Raw genomic sequence first — 17,428 nt, 5'->3', positions numbered from 1 at the left:
GCTGCGATCACGGCAACAACAAGACAGGCGTATCTTGCCAAGTCTCCATGCCGGCCGCATCGAGGCCGGACAACATCGTCGTCTCCCTGCCCGCGCCGTAGCGAAAGCTTCTGACGGCGCAGGAACACCACCAACGCCACGCCAAGTCTTTGCTGTCGGCTCGCCGCCGGGTCATAATGGCGCCGGCAATTCCCGCTTGTCGCCTGCCTGCAAGCCCAATACCCTGAAGCAAATGCCCAGCCGCGCGGACGCCGCGACGTGCTGGCGACGGAACACTCATCAAAGGAGAATAGCATGATCCGCAAAGCGCTCTGGCTTTCGGCGACTTCGGCGTTTCTGGCAGCTTTTAGCTTGGGCGCGCATGCCGAGGATCGTGTCGTCAACGTCTTCAACTGGTCGGACTATATCGACAGTTCGATCATCGACGACTTCACCAAGGAAACCGGCATCAAGGTCGTCTACGACACTTTCGATTCCAACGAGATACTGGAAACGAAACTGCTCGCCGGCGGCAGCGGCTACGATGTCGTCGTGCCCAGCGGCAATTTCCTTGCGCGCCAGATCCAGGCGGGTGTGTTCCAGAAGCTCGACAAATCGAAACTGCCGAATATTTCCAACTTGTGGGATGTTATTTCGGAGCGGACCAATGAATACGACCCCGGTAACGAATATTCGGTCAACTATATGTGGGGAACGGTCGGAATTGGCTACAACATCAAGAAAGTGCAGGCGGCACTTGGCTCCGACAAGATCGACAGCTGGGACGTGTTCTTCAATCCAGAAAGCCTGGCCAAATTGAAGGACTGCGGCGTCTATGTGCTGGACTCGCCGGCGGACATGATACCGGCTGCATTGAAATATCTCGGTCTTGACCCGAACAGCACGTCTGCCGACGATATTGCCAAGGCCGAGGAGGCTCTGCTCAAGGTCCGGCCCTATATCCGCAAGTTCCACTCTTCCGAATACATCAACGCCCTGGCCAACGGCGACATCTGCCTGGCGGTCGGCTTCTCGGGCGACATCTTCCAGGCGCGCGACCGCGCCGATGAAGCCAAGCAGGGTGTCGAAATCGGCTACTCCGTGCCGAAGGAAGGGGCGCAGATATGGTTTGATCAGATGGCGATACCGGCCGATGCACCGCACGTCGCCGAGGCACACGAATTCCTCAACTACATGATGAAGCCGGAAGTGATCGCCAAATCATCAAATGCCGTTCTGTACGCCAACGGCAACAAGGCTTCGCAGCAGTTCATCGACAAGGCGATCCTGGAAGATCCGGCGATCTATCCGGACGCTGCCACCTTGCAGAAGCTCTACACCGTCTCGCCGTACGATCCCAAGACCCAGCGCATCATCACCCGCACCTGGACCAAGATCGTCACCGGTCAATAGATAGTCTGATCAGATACCTCGGCAGCCGGCTGCCGGGGTGTCTGCTCAACGGGGCAAGCAGCAGGACGGAGTGGGACATGAAATCGCTTGGCAGCATCCGCAGGGATTTCGCGCCATGGAACGATCCGAATGCCAAGCCATACATCCAGTTCGACAAAGTCACCAAGAAGTTCGGTGACTTCACTGCGGTCAACAATCTGTCGCTGACCATCTTCGAACGCGAATTCTTTGCTCTGCTCGGGGCCTCAGGCTGCGGGAAGTCGACGCTGCTCAGGATGCTTGCCGGCTTCGAGGAGCCGACCGCCGGCCGTATCCTGCTCGACGGCCAGGATCTGCGCGGCATTCCGCCCTACCGGCGGCCGGTCAACATGATGTTCCAGTCCTACGCCTTGTTTCCGCACATGACGGTCGAGAACAACATCGCATTCGGCCTCAAGCAGGAAGGCATGGCCAAGGCCGACATCGAAAAACGCGTCGCCGAAATGCTGAAGCTGGTCAAGCTCGAGCAGTTCGCCAAGCGCAAGCCGCACCAATTATCGGGCGGCCAGCGACAGCGCGTCGCGCTCGCCCGCTCGGTGGCAAAGCGGCCGAAAGTCCTGCTGCTCGACGAGCCGCTTGGCGCGCTGGACAAGAAGCTGCGCGAGGAAACCCAGTTCGAGCTGATGGATTTGCAGCAGAACCTCGGCCTCACCTTCGTCGTCGTCACCCACGATCAGGAAGAGGCGATGACGATGGCTGACCGCATCGCCATCATCGACAAGGGCGAGGTGATGCAGGTGGCGACGCCGGCCGAGGTCTACGAAGCGCCGGGTTCCCGCTTCGTCGCCGGCTTCGTCGGCAATGTGAATATGTTCGACGGCAAGATCGCGGCTGGCGAGGCTGGCAGTGCGAGCATCGATGCCGGCAACGGCATCACCATCCGGACCGAAAATGCCGGCAGTGTCGCCGCCGGAACATCCGTCACCTTCGCCATCAGGCCGGAGAAGATCAAGGTGTCCTCCACGAAACCGGCCGGCGCCGTCAACGCCATTGAGGGCGAGGTCTACGACATAGCCTATCTCGGCGACATGACCGTCTATCACGTCAGGCTGGATGACGGTCAGGTGGTGCGGGCGAGCACCATGAATGCGGCACGCCTCACCGAGGACCCGTTGACCTGGAACGACCGCGCCTGGGTTTCTTTCCGCCCCGACGCCGGCGTCGTCCTGACACGGTAGGAACTGATCATGTCCGCTGTCACTGCCGCAACAAGCTCTCCGGCAAGCGCTGCCGGCAAATCCGCCTTGGTCAGGCTGGGAGCGGCCTTCGTTAGCCGTCTCGTCATCATCGTGCCCTATCTCTGGCTGCTGTTCTTCTTTCTCGTCCCCTTCATCATCGTCTTCAAGATTTCGCTGTCGCAGACGGCGATCGCCATGCCGCCCTACACGCCAGTCCTCGATTTCCGCAGCGGCATTTCCGGGTTTATCTCGGAATTCGGCGCGCTCAATTTCGATAACTATACCTGGCTGACGCAGGATGCGCTTTACTTCAACGCCTATGTGACGAGCGTCATCGTCGCCGCCATCTCGACGGTCCTGACATTGCTGGTCGGCTATCCCATAGCCTATGGCATGGCGCGCGCCCCGGCGACGATCCGCCCGACCTTGCTGATGCTGGTGATCCTGCCATTCTGGACCTCGTTCCTGATCCGTGTCTACGCCTGGATCGGCATCCTCAAGCCCGAGGGCCTGCTCAACCAGCTGCTGCTCGCCAGCGGCATCATCAGTCAGCCGCTGATCATCCTCAACACCTATACGGCGATCTTCATCGGCATCGTCTACTCCTATCTGCCGTTCATGGTGCTGCCGCTCTATTCGTCCTTGGAGAAAATGGACCATACGCTGATCGAGGCGGCCAAGGATCTTGGCTGCCCGCCGACCAGCGCCTTCTGGAAAATCACCTTCCCGCTGTCGCTGCCCGGCGTGATCGCCGGCTGCCTGCTGGTGTTCATTCCTGCCGTCGGCGAGTTCGTCATCCCCGACCTGCTCGGCGGCTCGCAGACACTGATGATCGGCAGGACGCTGTGGAACGAGTTCTTCGCCAACCGTGACTGGCCGGTGTCGTCCGCCGTCGCCGTGATCTTGCTGCTGCTGCTGATCGTGCCGATCATGCTCTTCCAGCGAGCCCAGGCGCGCGCCCAGGAGCAGGACCAATGAATGCGACCTGGAGCCGCTTCAACATCATTTCGATCGTGCTCGGCTTTGCCTTTCTTTACCTGCCGATCGTCCTGCTCGTCGTGTTCTCTTTCAACGAGTCGAAGCTGGTCACCGTCTGGGGCGGCTTCTCGACGAAATGGTACGTCTCGCTGTTCCACAACCGGGGTCTGATGGACGCCACCTGGGTGACGGCCCGGGTCGGCGTCATCTCGGCAACCGTGGCGACCGTGCTCGGCACGCTGGCGGCGCTCACCTTGACACGCTACACGCGCTTTCGCGGCCGGCTGCTGTTTTCCGGCATGGTGTTTGCGCCGCTGGTCATGCCTGAAGTCATCACCGGCCTGTCGCTGCTGCTGCTCTTCGTCGCCGTCGGCCTCGACCGCGGCTTTCTGACGGTGACGCTTGCCCACACAACGCTAACCATGTGCTTCGTTGCGGTAGTGGTTCAGTCGCGCCTGATCACTTTCGATCGTTCGCTGGAAGAGGCCGCGATGGACCTCGGTGCGCCACCGGTGAAGACCTTCTTCCAGATCACGCTGCCGGTTATCATGCCGGCTATCGTCTCCGGCTGGATGCTGGCCTTCACGCTGTCGCTCGACGATCTGGTTATTGCCAGCTTCACCTCGGGGCCTGGCGCCACGACGCTGCCGATGAAGATCTACAGCCAGGTTCGCCTTGGCGTGACGCCGGAAATCAACGCGGCCTGCACCATCTTGATCGCGGTCGTCGCAGTTGGCGTGATCATCGCTTCGCTCGCAAACAAACGGCGCGAGGTGCAGCGCCAGCGCGACGAGCGGGCCGCGCAGCGAGGTTGAAGGGCTCGCTACTCTCCCGAGACGCCGCGGCTTATCGGCGAGATGAACGGCGTGCTCCACGTGCCGCCGACGAAGAACGACGACTGCTTGGGCGCCTGGCCGTTCGTCTGCGTGGCAGCCTGGCTCGGCTGGACGATGCCGCCGGACAGTGCCAGCCCGCGTCCGGCATAGGATGCGATGCCGGAAAGCCAGATCTTGTATTGCGCGGAATTCACCTCGGCCTTGTCGATGCGCGCCACGCCGTTCGAAATGCTCGCCTTGAGCTCGGCCCCGTCGATCGGCAGCGTTCCGTCCGAGACGTCGTCCAGCGCGAAGAATCCGCCCTGTTCGGTGTGCTTGAGGAACGCCGGCAGGTTAAGCCGGCTCAGCGCACCCGCGCCGAACGTCGCGGACAGCGAGCCATTGGCGTTTTCGAAAATGGAGTCCCAGGTTCTGCCAGGCCCCTTGAGGATGACCGAAACGGTTCCAGTGCCGATCGGCACCAGCCGCGTCATCCCGGCCGCGGTGCCGAAAGCGCCGCCGTCGATATCGGAAGCGAGCAGCCGGATCTCGACTTCGGTGCCGGCGGGCTTGCGGTCGAAACGGACGCTGCTCTGGACGTTGCCGCCAAAGGCGGATGCATCCGAGATGTCGAAGACGGCAAGGCCGTTCTTGACCTGGGCGGTGGCGGCGACGTCGGCAAGCTGGATGGCGCCGGCCGTGGCATGCGCCGCCGACAGTCTGAGATCGAGATTGATCCGGTCGGCGAAGCTCGTATCGATTTCGCCCGGACCGGTGCCGCCGGCGGATGGCACCGGGGTAAAGGCGGAGAGAAACGATCTGAGGTCGAGCGTATCGAAAGCAAGTGTGCCGGAGATCACCGGCAGTGCCTCGCCGTAGGTGAAGTCCAGCGCGCCCATTCCGGGATTGTTGTCGAGGGTCAGGGCTGTGTTTTCGAATTTGATGCGCCCGGCCGTCGCCGTGATCTTGCTTGAAACCGAGATCGAGCCGATTGCGGCACCGGGCGCGATGCCGGCCTGCGACCATTCGAGCACGCGTCGGAGCGAAGGTGCGGCGAATTTTGCCTGGCCGTCGAAATAGCCGTTTTCCGACATGCTGGCGCGGCCGTCGAACGAAAAACTGGCCGGTGCCGCCTTGAAGGAAAACGTGACCGGTGCTGTGCCGCCACCAAACAGCACAAGCGGGTTCGGCGATGCGGCGTCGATGGCAACGCTTTCGCCGCGCCATATCCCGGTCGCCGACAGCGTCGCATTGCTGTTCATCGCGGCCCAGTTCGCCTGGCCGCTCAGGCTGCTCAGTATCTCCTGGTCCTTGCCGCCGATGGCAGCCACTACGCGGCCGTCCCTGAACTCGACTGTGCCGAACGGATCTGTCGGCAGGTTGCCGAGATCCGGCTTGGCGGGATTTGTGTTGATCACCGCGCGGGCAGCATCGATCGAACGCGTAATGCGCCCGCCGGTGGGAATCGCTGGCAGGAAAAACCCGCTCGCGGTACGCTGGACCCTGATCGTCGGTCGCACCAGCCGCGCTGTCGAAAACACCACGTCGCCCCGCAGCGCCGCCATGGCCGAGAGGTCGACCTCGACCCGTTCGGCCTCGACCACGGGCGGCGCATCCGTCTCCGTCCATTGCGACAGCGTCACGTCGCTCAGGATCGCCCGGAAATTCGGCCAGACCTCGATGCGCGGCGCGCCGTCGATGGTGACCCGGAAACCACTCCACGCGCTCATTTCCCACGCGATACGGTCGCGTACGATGCGAGTCGAGGCGATCAACGGCAAGGCTGCGACAACCAGCGCGATGACGATGACGGCTGCGCCGATCGCCCATATTCCGCGTCGGATCAAAGGTGATGGCATATCGCCCCGTATGCTTCCATTCCGACAAAATCGCCCGACGGGTGTAACCGACGGCTGACGCATTTCAAGTCTTTATGGCCCGGCGATGGCATTTGCGCACACCCTGACCGGCGCGGTCCAACAAAATCTTGCCCTGCTGCATCGCGATATGCATAAGCGATGCAGCCTGCGGAGGAACAATGATGGCTGACGACGCACCGCTCTGGATCCCGACGCAAGAGCAGATCGAAGCGGCGCCGATGACCGCCTTCATGAACGCCGCGGCGAGCATGGCCGGCAAGGCTTTCTCCTCCTATACCGACCTGCATCGTTGGTCGATTGATGATCGCGAGACCTTCTGGAGCCTGGTCTGGGACTTTTGTGGCATCGTCGGCGACAAGGGCGAACGCGTGCTGGTCGATGGCGACAAGATGCCCGGCGCGACCTTCTTTCCTGAGGCAAAGCTGAACTTCGCCGAGAATCTCCTGAAGAAAACCGGGCTTGGCGACGCAATCGTCTTTCGCGGCGAGGACAAGGTCGAGCGGCGGCTGTCCTGGAACGAGCTGCATGCGCTGACCTCGCGCCTGCAGCAGCTTTTCCTGTCGCTCAAGGTGAAGAAGGGCGACCGCATCGCCGCGATGATGCCCAACATGCCGGAAACGGTTGCTGCGATGCTGGCTGCCGCCTCGATCGGCGCCGTCTGGTCGTCCTGCTCCCCAGATTTCGGTGAGCAGGGTGTTCTCGACCGGTTCGGCCAGATCGAGCCTGTCATATTCATCGCGCCGGACGGCTACTGGTACAATGGCAAGGCGATCGAAGTCGCCGACAAGATCGCGGCCGTGGCGGGCAAGCTCGCCACCGTCCGCAAAGTCCTCATTGTCGACTATCTCGGCACCTCGCTCGACGTCGCGGCGACCATCGGCAAGGCGGCTTCGCTGGAAGAGGCGCTGTCACCCTTTGGCGCCAGGCCTGTCAGCTACGAGAGGCTGCCGTGTTCGCATCCGCTGTACATCCTGTTTTCGTCGGGCACGACCGGCATTCCCAAATGCATTGTCCATTCGGCCGGCGGAACGCTGATCCAGCATGTCAAGGAAGAACGGCTGCATGCCGGCCTGCTCGACGGCGACCGCTTCTTCTACTTCACCACCTGCGGCTGGATGATGTGGAACTGGCTGGTGTCGGGCCTGGTATCGGGCGCCACCTTGCTGCTCTACGACGGCTCGCCCTTCTACCCGGACGGCAATGCGCTGTTCGACTTCGCCGATGCCGAAAAGATGACGTATTTCGGCACCTCGGCCAAATTCATCGATTCCGTGCGCAAGGCCGGCCTGAAGCCGATCCGCACGCATGATCTTTCCAGCGTGCGCACCATCTCCTCGACCGGCTCGCCGCTATCGCCGGAAGATTTCCGTTTCGTCTATGAGGGCATCAAGAAAGACGTGCATCTCGCCTCGATCTCCGGCGGCACCGATATCGTCTCCTGCTTCGTGCTCGGCGTGCCGATCGAACCGGTATGGACCGGCGAGATACAGGGGCCCGGCCTCGGCCTTGCCGTCGATGTCTGGGACGATGACGGCCGGCCGCTCCGCCAGGAGAAGGGCGAGCTCGTCTGCACCAAGGCGTTTCCGGCGATGCCGATCGGCTTCTGGAACGACCCTGACGGCAGGAAATACAAAGCCGCCTATTTCGAACGTTTCGACAATGTCTGGTGCCACGGTGATTTCGCCGAATGGACTGTCCATGGTGGCCTGATCATCCATGGCCGTTCCGACGCCACACTCAATCCGGGCGGTGTCAGGATCGGCACAGCGGAGATCTACAATCAGGTCGAGCAAATGCCGGAAATCCTCGAAGCACTATGCATCGGCCAGGATTTCGACAATGACGTTCGTGTCGTGCTGTTCGTGCGGCTGGCGGCCGGCGTCGAGCTCGATGCCGAGCTGGAAAAACGCATCCGCGCGAAAATCCGCACCGGGGCGAGCCCGCGCCACGTGCCGGCCAAGATCGTCGCCGTCAGCGATATTCCGCGAACCAAATCGGGCAAGATCACCGAGCTCGCGGTACGCGACATGGTGCATGGCCGCGCCATCAAGAACAAGGAAGCGCTCGCCAATCCTGAAGCGCTCGAGCTGTTCCGCAACCTGCCGCAGCTTGCCGACTGACCCCGGGGTCCAAGGTGGAGCCCGTCTTGAGGTCTCCGGTATCGTTAACGAATTGTCTCTTCGGAATTTACCTAGATTTCATGAGTGGTACACATTGGTAAATTTTCCGGCGTGGCGGTAAGGATTTGTTAAGGCCCGGCATCGATAGTCGTGTGTAACTTGAGGGAGAAATCCCGTTCCTCTTAGCCCCGAGAGGATCTGATTCGCTCAAGCCCCGTTGTGACAGCAATTCCAATTTCTCAAGGCGTCCTGTTGGACGCCTTTTTTCTTTGCGCAACCATAGCTAACCGGCGAGCACGCGGGTCGAGGGAAAGGCGACTTCGACCAAGGTTCCCTCGCCGGGCGTCGAGTTGATGGTGAACCGGGCACGGTTCGCTTCGACCATCGCCTTGGTCAGCGGCAGCCCGAGACCGGTGCCGTCGCCGCGGCCGCGCTTCAGTGCATTGATCTGCTTGAACGGCTTCAGCGCCTGCTCGATCTCGGACTGGCTCATGCCGATGCCGGTATCGCGCACGCGCATGACGACATCGCCGGAGATCTCGTAGGCCGTCGACACGATCACTTGGCCGCCGGCCTGCGTGTAGCGGACGGCGTTCGACAGGATGTTGAGCGCGATCTGCCGCACGCTGCGCAGATCGGCCACCACTTCCGGCAGCCGCGAGGCGAAGCTGGAGCGGATGATGACGCGTTCCCGGTTGGCTTGCGGCTGCATCATCGCCACGGTTTCGGCCAGTGTGTCGTTGAGCGACACCGCCTCATAGGCCATCTCCTGCTGGCCGGCCTCGATTTTCGAAATGTCGAGCAGGTCGTTGACCAGATCGAGCACGTGGTTGCCCGAACGGTTGATGTCGCGCAGATAGTCGCGATAGCGGTCATTGGCCACCGGCCCGAATTTCTCGTCGACCATCAGCTCGGAAAAGCCGATGATGGCGTTGAGCGGTGTGCGGATCTCGTGGCTGATGCGGGCCAGAAAATCGGTCTTCTGCGACGAGGCGCGTTCGGCGACCGCGCGCGCCTGGGTCAGGTCCTCTTCGGCCCGCTTCCACTGGGTGATGTCGCGCACCACCGCGCAGAAGCCGCTGTCGTTGGGCAGCCTGCCGATGGTCATGAACAGCGGAATGAAGCGCCCCTGCGCCTCGCGTCCGATCACCTCGCGGCCATCGTTCATCACGCTTGCAACGCCGGGCTCCGACAACCCCTCGAGATAGTCACGCGCCGCGCGCTGGCTTTCGATCGCAAACAGCGAGACGAACGGTTTGCCGGTCACCTCGTCGCTGTCGAAGCCGAACAGCGCTTCCGCCGGACGGCTAATTGAACGGATCGTTCCGTTACGGCCGATCAGCACGACGCCGTCGGTGGCGGTGTCGATGATGGTGCGCATTTCGGCAATGCGTGCCTTGAGCTCGGAAACATCCGGCTGCGTTTGGTCGTCGGCGGCGCCATGTGGAATGGCTGCTACTTCGTCGTCGCCGGAACGGCGTACGACCAGCATCAGCGCCTTGCCGTTTCCCCAGGGGACGGAGCGTAAAATCGCGTCGATCGGAAACTCCTGACCGTCGCGCGTCTTCAGCCGCAGAGCGCGGTCGCCGCCGTCGGAACTGCCGTCGTCCGCATAAGGGTCGGCAAACAGGGCGCCGAGCCCGCCGGCCTCGTCCAGGGCATTGAGCGTTGCATAGCCGGTCAAGCCGAGGAATTCGTCGTTCGCGTAATGCAGTTGGTCGCCGGAATGGATAAGCACTGGCACTGGCAGCTTGCCGAGGATCGAGGTATCGGGCCCCTTGTTGTCCTCTCCGGCAAACGCCGACGGCACGAAGCCGTCGAGTTTGAGCGGCGGTGCCTGCGGCCGCTCGATGGGCGGCACCTGGCCGGCAACGTCGGCTGCGGCTGCGCTGTCCTCGGACCAATCCTCGCTGTCCTCGGCGTCACGGAAATCTTCGGCCGTCATGCTGTCGTCGTCGCCATCCTGCGGCGCTTCGGCGACGATCGTTCGACGGTTCGTGTTGGGCTCAACGCCTTCCTGCGCTTCATCGCTGGGTTCGCGGTCGGCATAGTCGAGCAGCGATCCGGAAACAGGAAGTGTGACGGGTTCGCCGGCTTGCGCCTCTGCTACCGCATCATCGGGCTGCTCGCCGTCGAGCCGGGCAAGATCCTTCTGGTCCTCGGCATCGGCCTCGGGCGGTTCGGCGGCAGCCGCCCCGCTTTCCAGACCTTGTGCCGGCATCTCACCCTTGTCCGTCGGGCCGGCTTCTTTCAGCTTTGGCTCGTCGGCCTTGCCGGCTGCCTCCACTTTGGTCGCAACCGGCTTCGGCCTTCCGGCGCTGGGCTGTTCTTCGGCCGGGGTGTTGTCCTTCTTGAGACGCTCGCCAATCTCGCGAAACGCGCTGCGTTCCAGCGTCGACAGGCCCTTGTCGTTGGCCGGCTGCCGGTGCTCGGCCAGCCGGATCACCTTGTCGGCAAAGCGCCGCTCGGGCTTTGGCACGATGGTCAATGCCGGCACTTCGCCCCTGAACGGATCGGCGGGTTTCGGTGTCTCGGGGAGAGGTTCAACGGCTTTCGGCTCGATGGTCTCGGCAGGCTTCTCCTCGGCGACAAGGGCCTTGCCGACGGCATTGGGATCGACCACCGCATCGCCGCTCCTTGCCACGCCGAAACCGCGAAAACCTTCGAAAACGCGGCTGCGGCTGTAAACCGGGAGCGCCGCCAGATCGACGGGTATCTTCAGATCGGTGCCGGCGACCGGCCACAGCACGGAGCGGCCGGACCAAGTGTCGCGCCGTTCGAGCAGGCCGGCAATCTCGCCAGAAGCATCGAGGCCATAGGCGGCCGAAACATCCTCGAACCGGCGTCCGATCACGTCAGCGGCAGGCTTGCCGACGAGCTCGGCAAATTCCGGCGACAGGGCGCTGAACCGGCCCTCCGCGTCGGTACGCCAGACGAAACGCATGGGCGCGGCGGTGCGATCGATCACCGAAGCGCGGCGTTCGGCCGGGGAGGCGGCTTTGGTGGCTTTTGCGGCGCTTTCCGGCGAAGCATCCGCGCCGGCCTGCGAAGCGTCCGGGCTGGTCTCGACTTTGCCGGACGCAGCTGCCCCGGGCGGGACCTGCGCGTCGTCGCCGGCATTGAAGTACCAATGGTCATGCTGCGTTGGCGCTTCGCCAGCCGTGTGCTGATCGTCAGCCGCGTCGGCAGGTTCGTGCTCCGCCGATGCGGAGGTGCCTTCCATCGCTGCAAGGTTGATCTCCGCCGCGCCGGTGCTGGCGATTGGCTGCTCGTTGTCCTGATCCGTTGGCTGGGGAAGATCGCCATCGCTCGGCGCCGCTGCTGCCTCGCTGCTGCTTTCCGCGCCAACGCGCTCGGCGACAGGAGCCTCGCCCTCAAGCCGGTCCTCGTCGATCACCACCAGCAGGTGCCGCTCGTCCGTCAGCCGGGCAAGGCCCGCCGGATAGGAGCTGGATCCACCCGGAACCAGGCGCTTGACGATGCGGTCGCTCTCGTTCGCCACGTCGGCGACAAGTGCGGCCAGCGTCTCAGGCCGGATGCCGAGCGCCGAAAAGCCGTCCGATGCGGCGTCGATATTGCCCTTGGCGTCGACAAAGGCGATGTAGTGGCCATCTTCGGTAAAGCCACTGATGGCGCGATCGGCGATCTCGGCCGCACTGCGCGAGCCGGTCTGCGCCGCCGGCAGCGCCAGCATGATTGCTTCCTCGCCATCGGGCATGGTCACCGCGCTGGCCAGGAAGCCAACCGCGCGGCTGGTCAGGCCGGTCGCCAGCCGGACGGTGATGGCACGGTCGCGGCCGATCTGCGGAAAACCGCTGGTCGCCATGATCTGGCGCCTGGCGATCAGCGGCAATCCTGCCGAGGCGCCGATGATCGCGCCGATGTCGGGATAGCCGAATACCGCTGCGCCGGGACCGTTGGCCCAGATCACCTGCTCGAGATCTGCCGACAGAATGGCGATCGCGTCGCCTGCGGCGAAGCGCAGGCGGACGGCGTCGAGCACGGCGACATCGAGGAAGGAGTAGTTTTCAGCCGGCATGCGCTTGGCGACCCTCACAGAGCGGGCAATTTGCGGTTAACGCTTTGTTAATAAAAGCCGACGGCGCGAAGGTCCACAAGTCATAGCGTGCAACCAACGGAATCTCTAGGCGCGTGGTTAACGCCACGAACAAATAATTATGGTGCGATGCAACAAACATGTTGCAATGCACAAAATTTGCCTTTATATTGCCATGATAGATGAACGAGACGGCTTTCTGTCAAAGCCGCTGCGCTGAAAAGGATGGAAAATGTCCAGGACCAAGACTGACACGATCGAAAACGTTGAATTCCCGAGCTTCGACGCTTCCAAGGCCACCGACCAGATTCGCGCCTTCGCCGAAAAGGGCGTCGAGCAGTCGAAAGAGGCCTATGCCAAGCTGAAGACCGGCGCCGAGGAGACCCAGAAAGCTCTGGAGTCGACCTACGAGACCGCCAAAACCGTTTCCAGCGAGCTGTCGCTCAAGACCATCGCCGCCCTGCGCGCCAATGCCGAAGCCGGCTTCTCGCATTTCGAGGCCCTGATCGGCGCCAAGTCGCTGTCGGAAGTCGTCGAGTTGCAGACCGCTTTCCTGCGCAAGCGCGTCGAAATGACCGTCGAGCAGGCCAAGGACTTCCAGGCGGTTGCTGCCAAGGCGGCCGAGGACGTATCCAAGCCGATCAAGACCGCCTTCGAGAAGGCCGTGAAAGAAATTAAGATCGCCTAATATTTGCACACAGTTTGATGATGCATCAAAAGGTCGCATTTCGTCAGACAAATAGATGTGCGATATAGTGGTCTAAGTGAATACCCGGCGGGTGGAACCTCCTCCCTCTGCTCACCGGGATAACCAGCCAGCACCTCCTCCCGCTGGCTCGTAACAGGAAAAGGCCGGCACCTCCTCCCGCCGGCCTTTTCTTTGTCCGGCGAAAAATGACGCGATGCCGGAGCGATCTTTTGCTTTGCCAAAAGCCTTGAATTAAACTCCGATAGCCCGTATGGACGCATCGCCGAACGACAGAGCGGGAACGTTCCGTCTGGATCTCGCTCGGGCAAGCGTGCCGTTGTAGCTCAGATGGTTAGAGCGCCGGATTGTGGATCCGGAGGTCGCTGGTTCGATCCCAGCCAACGGTACCATTCAGCTTTCAGCCAGGTTTCTGACCAATAGCGCCAAGCGATCTCTACGACCCTGGCGCGGTCACCTGCGATCCCGCCTGACGCGCACCGCGCAGGTGATCCACGAGGGCTCTCAGCTTCGGCGCGATATTCCGTCGGCTGGGAAAATAAAGATAGAAGCCCGCAAACGGCGGAAAATAGCCGTCGAGGATTTGCACGAGCTCGCCGCGGTCGATCCAGGGGCGGAATGTGTCCGCCATGCCGAACGTGATCCCGGCGCCAGCAACGGCCAGCCGGATCATCAGCCACATGTCGTTGGTGGTGATCTCGGGCGCAACCGCCACGTCGAACTCGCGCCCGTCCTCGCCAAACTCCCACCGATAGGGCGAAACTCCCGGCGCCGGCCGCCAGCCGATACAGCGATGAGCCACAAGCTCGCGCGGATGGGCGGGTGCTCCGAACTTTTCGAGATAGCGCGGGGCGCAGACGGCCATCTGTCGCTGATCGCCCGATACCGGCACTGCAATCATATCCTGCTCGATCACTTCGCCGAGCCTCACTCCCGCATCATAGCCTTCGGCAACGATGTCGAATTCCTCGTCGGTGACGACAATATCCAGATGCACCTCGGGAAACCTTTCTGCAAAGGACGCCAGCAACGGTCCCGACAGAAAGGCCTCTGCGATCGACGAAACCGCGATCCGCAGGCGGCCGCGCGGGCTGTCCAGAAATTCCGTGGTGGCTTCGACTGCCGCGTTCACATCGGCTATCGCCGGTGCGACGCTCGCCAGCAGGCTCTCGCCCGCTTCGGTCAGGTTAACGCTGCGTGTCGTGCGCTGCAGCAATGCGATGCCAAGGCGCTGTTCAAGCCTGAGGATGCTCTGGCTTACCGCCGAGCGAGTCACGCCCAGACGGTCTGCCGCAGCGCGAAAATTGCGTTCCTCGGCCACGGCGACGAAGACGGCAATTGCATTGAGATCGATGTCCATTGGTTAGCCATACTTACCATGGAGGTTAACAGCGGGCGGGTTATCGCGACAATGCCATGGCTCTATCTCTGTCGCAACGGCAAGAAGGCTTGATCCTCCCGATCCAAGCCGAAGCCGGCCGACAAAGGAGATATTCCATGACATCACCCCCTTCCTCCTGGGACCTGGATGGAAAAGTCGCCCTCGTGACGGGCGCGGCACGCGGCATCGGCCGCTGCGCGGCGGAACTGCTGCGGGCGCGGGGCGCCCGGATCGTGGCAAGCGATCTCAGCGACAGCGTACGCGAATTGGAAGCCGAGGATGTGGCGACCTTGGTCGGCGATGTCGCCGACGAGGATCTGGCCAGACGCTCGGTCGAACTCGCCGCGAAGCGCTTCGGACGACTGGACATCGTCGTGAACAATGCCGGTCGCACGCTCAACAAACGTCTGACCGAGACCTCGGTCGACGACTATGACCGCATTCTGCAGATCAATGCGCGCGGCAGCTTTGTCACCGCCCGTGCCGCGGTGGAATTGATGGCCGCCAGCGGTGGCGGCGCGATCGTCAATGTCTCGTCGATCTCGGCCGTCGCGGCCTTCGAGACGCAGGCGGCCTATGCCTCCTCCAAGGCGGCCGTCGCACAGCTGACCAAGGTGATCGCGATCGAATATGGGCGCATGGGCATTCGCTGCAACGCCGTTGCCCCTGGCGTGATCGAAACCGACATCATGGAAGGTGTGGTGGAGAATGGCCGGGAGATGCTGCGCAGCTTTGGCAACGCGCATCCAATCGGCCGGATCGGCCAGCCGCAAGAAGTTGCCGAGGCCATCGCCTTTCTTGCCTCGCCGGCATCCAGCTTCATCACCGGGGCCTTGCTTCTGGTCGATGGTGGCTACACCGCCCAGTGACCCCAAATAAGGCTGACGCACCGCGGGAGCTCACCCGCACGCCATCCCTTCACATCGTGAAAATAATCACAGAACCAAAAGGATCATCTCGATGACGATGAACAAAGTTGTTCTGATCACCGGTGCCTCCAGCGGCATCGGTGCTGGCATCGCCCGCGAACTTGGCGCGGCAGGTGCGAAGCTGATCCTCGGCGCACGCCGCACCGACCGCCTTGAAGCGCTTGCGGCCGAAATCGAGGCAGCTGGTGGAACGGTTCGCGTGCGAGCGCTCGACGTCACCAGGAGGGAGGATGTCGCAGCATTCGCCGATGCCGCCCGGGCCGAATGGGGCCAGGTCGATGTCATCGTCAACAATGCGGGCGTCATGCCGCTGTCGGCCATGGCAGCTATGAAGGTCGACGAGTGGGAGCTGATGGTGGACGTCAACATCAAGGGTGTTCTGTACGGCATCGCGGCGGTCCTGCCTGAGATGACGGCACGTGGCTCCGGGCATATCATCAATATCGGTTCCATCGGCGCACTGGCCGTCTCGCCCACGGCTGCCGTTTATTGCGCAACGAAATACGCTGTCCGCGCGATTTGCGATGGGCTCCGCCAGGAGAGTGACGATATCCGCGTAACCTGCATTCATCCTGGCGTGGTGGAAAGCGAGCTGGCGAACACGATCTCCGACGAAGCCGCTGCCGCTGCCATGAAAGCGTGGCGTGCTATTGCCCTGCAACCCGATGCGATCGCCAGGGCCGTGCGCTACGCAATCGAACAGCCCGACGATGTCGACGTCAACGAGATCGTCGTGCGTCCGACGAAGGCGGCGCATTGATGCGATCCACTTTGGCCGCAGTGCTTACGGGTATTGCCGTTTCTGTAGCTCCAACCGGCCTGACCCTTCCTTCAACTCCAATCCTTGCAGAGGAACCAATGACGCACCAAGATCATCCTTACGTCGGACTGTGGGTCACCGAGGATCGCCATATCAGGCACGAACTCCTGCCGAACGGCCGTTATGACGAGGCGCGCGGTGACCGCGAGAGCGCCTACCGGGGACGCTATGAAGTCCAGGGCAACCACGTAGAATACTGGGACGATACGGGCTTCACCGCGGATGGTGAGTTCGTCGAAGGCGTTCTCTATCATGGCGGCATGATCTTCTATCGCCAGCGGTAGAGAGCCGGGTCGAGACAGGGATTTTGAGAACCAACGATGGTGGCTGACGGCATTTCGATCCAGTTATCGCCGCCCATTTCCTCGAATGCCATCAGATTGCCTGCGGAAAAATACTGCACGCCTCGCCCGAGGCGCTCAGCGTTGCATCGGCGATACCGTCACACCACATATTTCCCAGCAAGCGCGGCGGAAAGAAGCAGGATCGCGAGCAGAGTCGACATTGCAAATGGTTGTCACTATATAGCGGCGGCTTTGACGGCTCGCCTTTTACGTCTTGCCAGCGAGAGCGCGGTAAAAGTGCTAGCTATTGTGACATTTATTGTGATCTAAAACGGCTTGAAAATCGAAAAAAAGCAAATAGAAACAATAGCGCGGGTCGAACGAGTTTCGTCGAGAGAATCAGTCCTCAAGAACTAGAACGTGCTCCTTGAACCCTCCATTCCCTTCAGCTCTGTGGACCTCGGACAAGTTCGGCTTGCCGGGCGAAGCCGACTCGGCTCGAATGGCAGCACGCATCTTTTCGAAGATGCCGACGTTTATGATTACCAACCGGCATAGCCGCTAGGGAAACAGCAGTATGAGTGAACACGCGATCGAGTTCCTGCGCGGGTGGATTGGCGAAAAAGTCCACTGCCAGCCCTCGCCAGCCAGGATCGAGAAGCAGGCCGAGACCCTCGCCAGGGAATGTGCGGCCAAGGCCGCCGAAGCCGGCATACCCCTGGAGGATATTCAGGAAGAGGTCGGCGACATTCAGGAACTCATTGCTTCGAGGCTCGAAGAGGCGGCCGAGGCCGAACAGGACGAGCGGAACTCGAACAAGCCTGCCGGCTGACGGATCGCCCCGGCAAA

13 protein-coding genes and 1 tRNA gene are annotated in these 17,428 nt (G+C 62.0%); 11 read left to right on the top strand and 3 right to left on the bottom strand.

Translation table 11 applies throughout. The features are described from left to right. Nucleotides 1-294 precede the first annotated feature (294 nt). The 4 genes from NKH23_RS24685 (at nt 295) to NKH23_RS24670 (ending at nt 4,402) form a co-directional block, all read left to right on the top strand. Nucleotides 295-1,392, top strand: coding sequence for a polyamine ABC transporter substrate-binding protein (locus tag NKH23_RS24685; protein ID WP_352715494.1), 1,098 nt, complete (start codon nt 295-297; stop codon nt 1,390-1,392). A 77-nt stretch (nt 1,393-1,469) separates the two neighbouring features. Next, complete coding sequence (locus tag NKH23_RS24680; RefSeq protein WP_353024931.1) at nt 1,470-2,609, top strand: ABC transporter ATP-binding protein; 1,140 nt, start codon at nt 1,470-1,472, stop codon at nt 2,607-2,609. Nucleotides 2,610-2,618: 9 nt separating this feature from the next. Further along, nucleotides 2,619-3,587 carry an ABC transporter permease subunit gene (locus NKH23_RS24675; protein WP_353024929.1) on the top strand — a complete coding sequence of 323 codons (969 nt, stop codon included), beginning with the start codon at nt 2,619-2,621 and terminating at the stop codon, nt 3,585-3,587. Next, entirely contained in the window at nt 3,584-4,402 is an 819-nt protein-coding gene (locus tag NKH23_RS24670; RefSeq protein WP_353024927.1) for an ABC transporter permease, read from the top strand. Before NKH23_RS24675 ends, NKH23_RS24670 begins: the two co-directional genes overlap by 4 nt. A gap of 8 nt (nt 4,403-4,410) precedes the next feature. On the opposite strand, the gene NKH23_RS24665 is transcribed toward NKH23_RS24670, so the two are convergent. Continuing rightward, nucleotides 4,411-6,261 carry an AsmA family protein gene (locus tag NKH23_RS24665; RefSeq protein WP_352715487.1) on the bottom strand — a complete coding sequence of 617 codons (1,851 nt, stop codon included), beginning with the start codon at nt 6,259-6,261 and terminating at the stop codon, nt 4,411-4,413. A gap of 182 nt (nt 6,262-6,443) precedes the next feature. Here NKH23_RS24665 and NKH23_RS24660 point away from each other — a divergent pair, with 182 nt between their 5' ends. Further along, nucleotides 6,444-8,402, top strand: coding sequence for an acetoacetate--CoA ligase (locus NKH23_RS24660; RefSeq protein ID WP_352715486.1), 1,959 nt, complete (start codon nt 6,444-6,446; stop codon nt 8,400-8,402). 283 nt (nt 8,403-8,685) lie between these two features. Here the strand turns inward: NKH23_RS24660 and NKH23_RS24655 are convergent, their stop codons facing one another. Continuing rightward, on the bottom strand, nt 8,686-12,441 hold the full coding sequence (locus NKH23_RS24655) for a PAS domain S-box protein (RefSeq protein WP_353015864.1): 3,756 nt from the start codon (nt 12,439-12,441) through the stop codon (nt 8,686-8,688). 250 nt (nt 12,442-12,691) lie between these two features. Here NKH23_RS24655 and NKH23_RS24650 point away from each other — a divergent pair, with 250 nt between their 5' ends. Both NKH23_RS24650 and NKH23_RS24645 read left to right on the top strand, forming a co-directional pair. Further along, on the top strand, nt 12,692-13,147 hold the full coding sequence (locus NKH23_RS24650) for a phasin (protein ID WP_352715481.1): 456 nt from the start codon (nt 12,692-12,694) through the stop codon (nt 13,145-13,147). 333 nt (nt 13,148-13,480) lie between these two features. Continuing rightward, a tRNA-His gene (locus NKH23_RS24645) sits at nt 13,481-13,557 on the top strand. A 44-nt stretch (nt 13,558-13,601) separates the two neighbouring features. On the opposite strand, the gene NKH23_RS24640 is transcribed toward NKH23_RS24645, so the two are convergent. After that, nucleotides 13,602-14,525 (bottom strand): LysR family transcriptional regulator, encoded by a 924-nt coding sequence (locus tag NKH23_RS24640; RefSeq protein WP_352715478.1) that lies wholly within the window; start codon nt 14,523-14,525, stop codon nt 13,602-13,604. Nucleotides 14,526-14,662: 137 nt separating this feature from the next. Between NKH23_RS24640 and NKH23_RS24635 the strand changes: the two genes are divergently transcribed. The 4 genes from NKH23_RS24635 to NKH23_RS24620 all read left to right on the top strand — a co-directional run bounded on the left by NKH23_RS24635 (nt 14,663) and on the right by NKH23_RS24620 (nt 17,411). Further along, nucleotides 14,663-15,415, top strand: coding sequence for an SDR family NAD(P)-dependent oxidoreductase (locus NKH23_RS24635; RefSeq protein WP_352715475.1), 753 nt, complete (start codon nt 14,663-14,665; stop codon nt 15,413-15,415). A gap of 91 nt (nt 15,416-15,506) precedes the next feature. Beyond that, nucleotides 15,507-16,235 carry an SDR family oxidoreductase gene (locus NKH23_RS24630; RefSeq protein ID WP_353015866.1) on the top strand — a complete coding sequence of 243 codons (729 nt, stop codon included), beginning with the start codon at nt 15,507-15,509 and terminating at the stop codon, nt 16,233-16,235. Then, nucleotides 16,235-16,579, top strand: a complete 345-nt coding sequence (locus tag NKH23_RS24625; RefSeq protein ID WP_352715472.1) for an Atu4866 domain-containing protein — start codon at nt 16,235-16,237, stop codon at nt 16,577-16,579. Before NKH23_RS24630 ends, NKH23_RS24625 begins: the two co-directional genes overlap by 1 nt. Before the next feature lie 577 nt (nt 16,580-17,156). Beyond that, entirely contained in the window at nt 17,157-17,411 is a 255-nt protein-coding gene (locus tag NKH23_RS24620) for a hypothetical protein (RefSeq protein ID WP_352715470.1), read from the top strand. Nucleotides 17,412-17,428 lie beyond the last annotated feature (17 nt).

Origin of the sequence: Mesorhizobium sp. M1328 (genome assembly GCF_040318075.1) — a bacterium.
GTDB lineage: Bacteria > Pseudomonadota > Alphaproteobacteria > Rhizobiales > Rhizobiaceae > Mesorhizobium.
Note: the sequence above shows the minus strand (reverse complement) of the source record. Positions and strands in the feature narration are given on the sequence as shown.

What these genes read in the sequence shown, in the direction of transcription:
- NKH23_RS24625 (WP_352715472.1), top strand. Translation starts at nt 16,235, where the DNA reads ATGCGATCCACTTTGGCCGCAGTGCTTACGGGTATTGCCGTTTCTGTA.
- NKH23_RS24685 (WP_352715494.1), top strand. Translation starts at nt 295, where the DNA reads ATGATCCGCAAAGCGCTCTGGCTTTCGGCGACTTCGGCGTTTCTGGCA.
- NKH23_RS24675 (WP_353024929.1), top strand. Translation starts at nt 2,619, where the DNA reads ATGTCCGCTGTCACTGCCGCAACAAGCTCTCCGGCAAGCGCTGCCGGC.
- NKH23_RS24635 (WP_352715475.1), top strand. Translation starts at nt 14,663, where the DNA reads ATGACATCACCCCCTTCCTCCTGGGACCTGGATGGAAAAGTCGCCCTC.
- NKH23_RS24670 (WP_353024927.1), top strand. Translation starts at nt 3,584, where the DNA reads ATGAATGCGACCTGGAGCCGCTTCAACATCATTTCGATCGTGCTCGGC.
- NKH23_RS24680 (WP_353024931.1), top strand. Translation starts at nt 1,470, where the DNA reads ATGAAATCGCTTGGCAGCATCCGCAGGGATTTCGCGCCATGGAACGAT.
- NKH23_RS24620 (WP_352715470.1), top strand. Translation starts at nt 17,157, where the DNA reads ATGAGTGAACACGCGATCGAGTTCCTGCGCGGGTGGATTGGCGAAAAA.
- NKH23_RS24665 (WP_352715487.1), bottom strand. Translation starts at nt 6,261, where the DNA reads ATGCCATCACCTTTGATCCGACGCGGAATATGGGCGATCGGCGCAGCC.
- NKH23_RS24640 (WP_352715478.1), bottom strand. Translation starts at nt 14,525, where the DNA reads ATGGACATCGATCTCAATGCAATTGCCGTCTTCGTCGCCGTGGCCGAG.
- NKH23_RS24650 (WP_352715481.1), top strand. Translation starts at nt 12,692, where the DNA reads ATGTCCAGGACCAAGACTGACACGATCGAAAACGTTGAATTCCCGAGC.
- NKH23_RS24655 (WP_353015864.1), bottom strand. Translation starts at nt 12,441, where the DNA reads ATGCCGGCTGAAAACTACTCCTTCCTCGATGTCGCCGTGCTCGACGCC.
- NKH23_RS24660 (WP_352715486.1), top strand. Translation starts at nt 6,444, where the DNA reads ATGGCTGACGACGCACCGCTCTGGATCCCGACGCAAGAGCAGATCGAA.
- NKH23_RS24630 (WP_353015866.1), top strand. Translation starts at nt 15,507, where the DNA reads ATGACGATGAACAAAGTTGTTCTGATCACCGGTGCCTCCAGCGGCATC.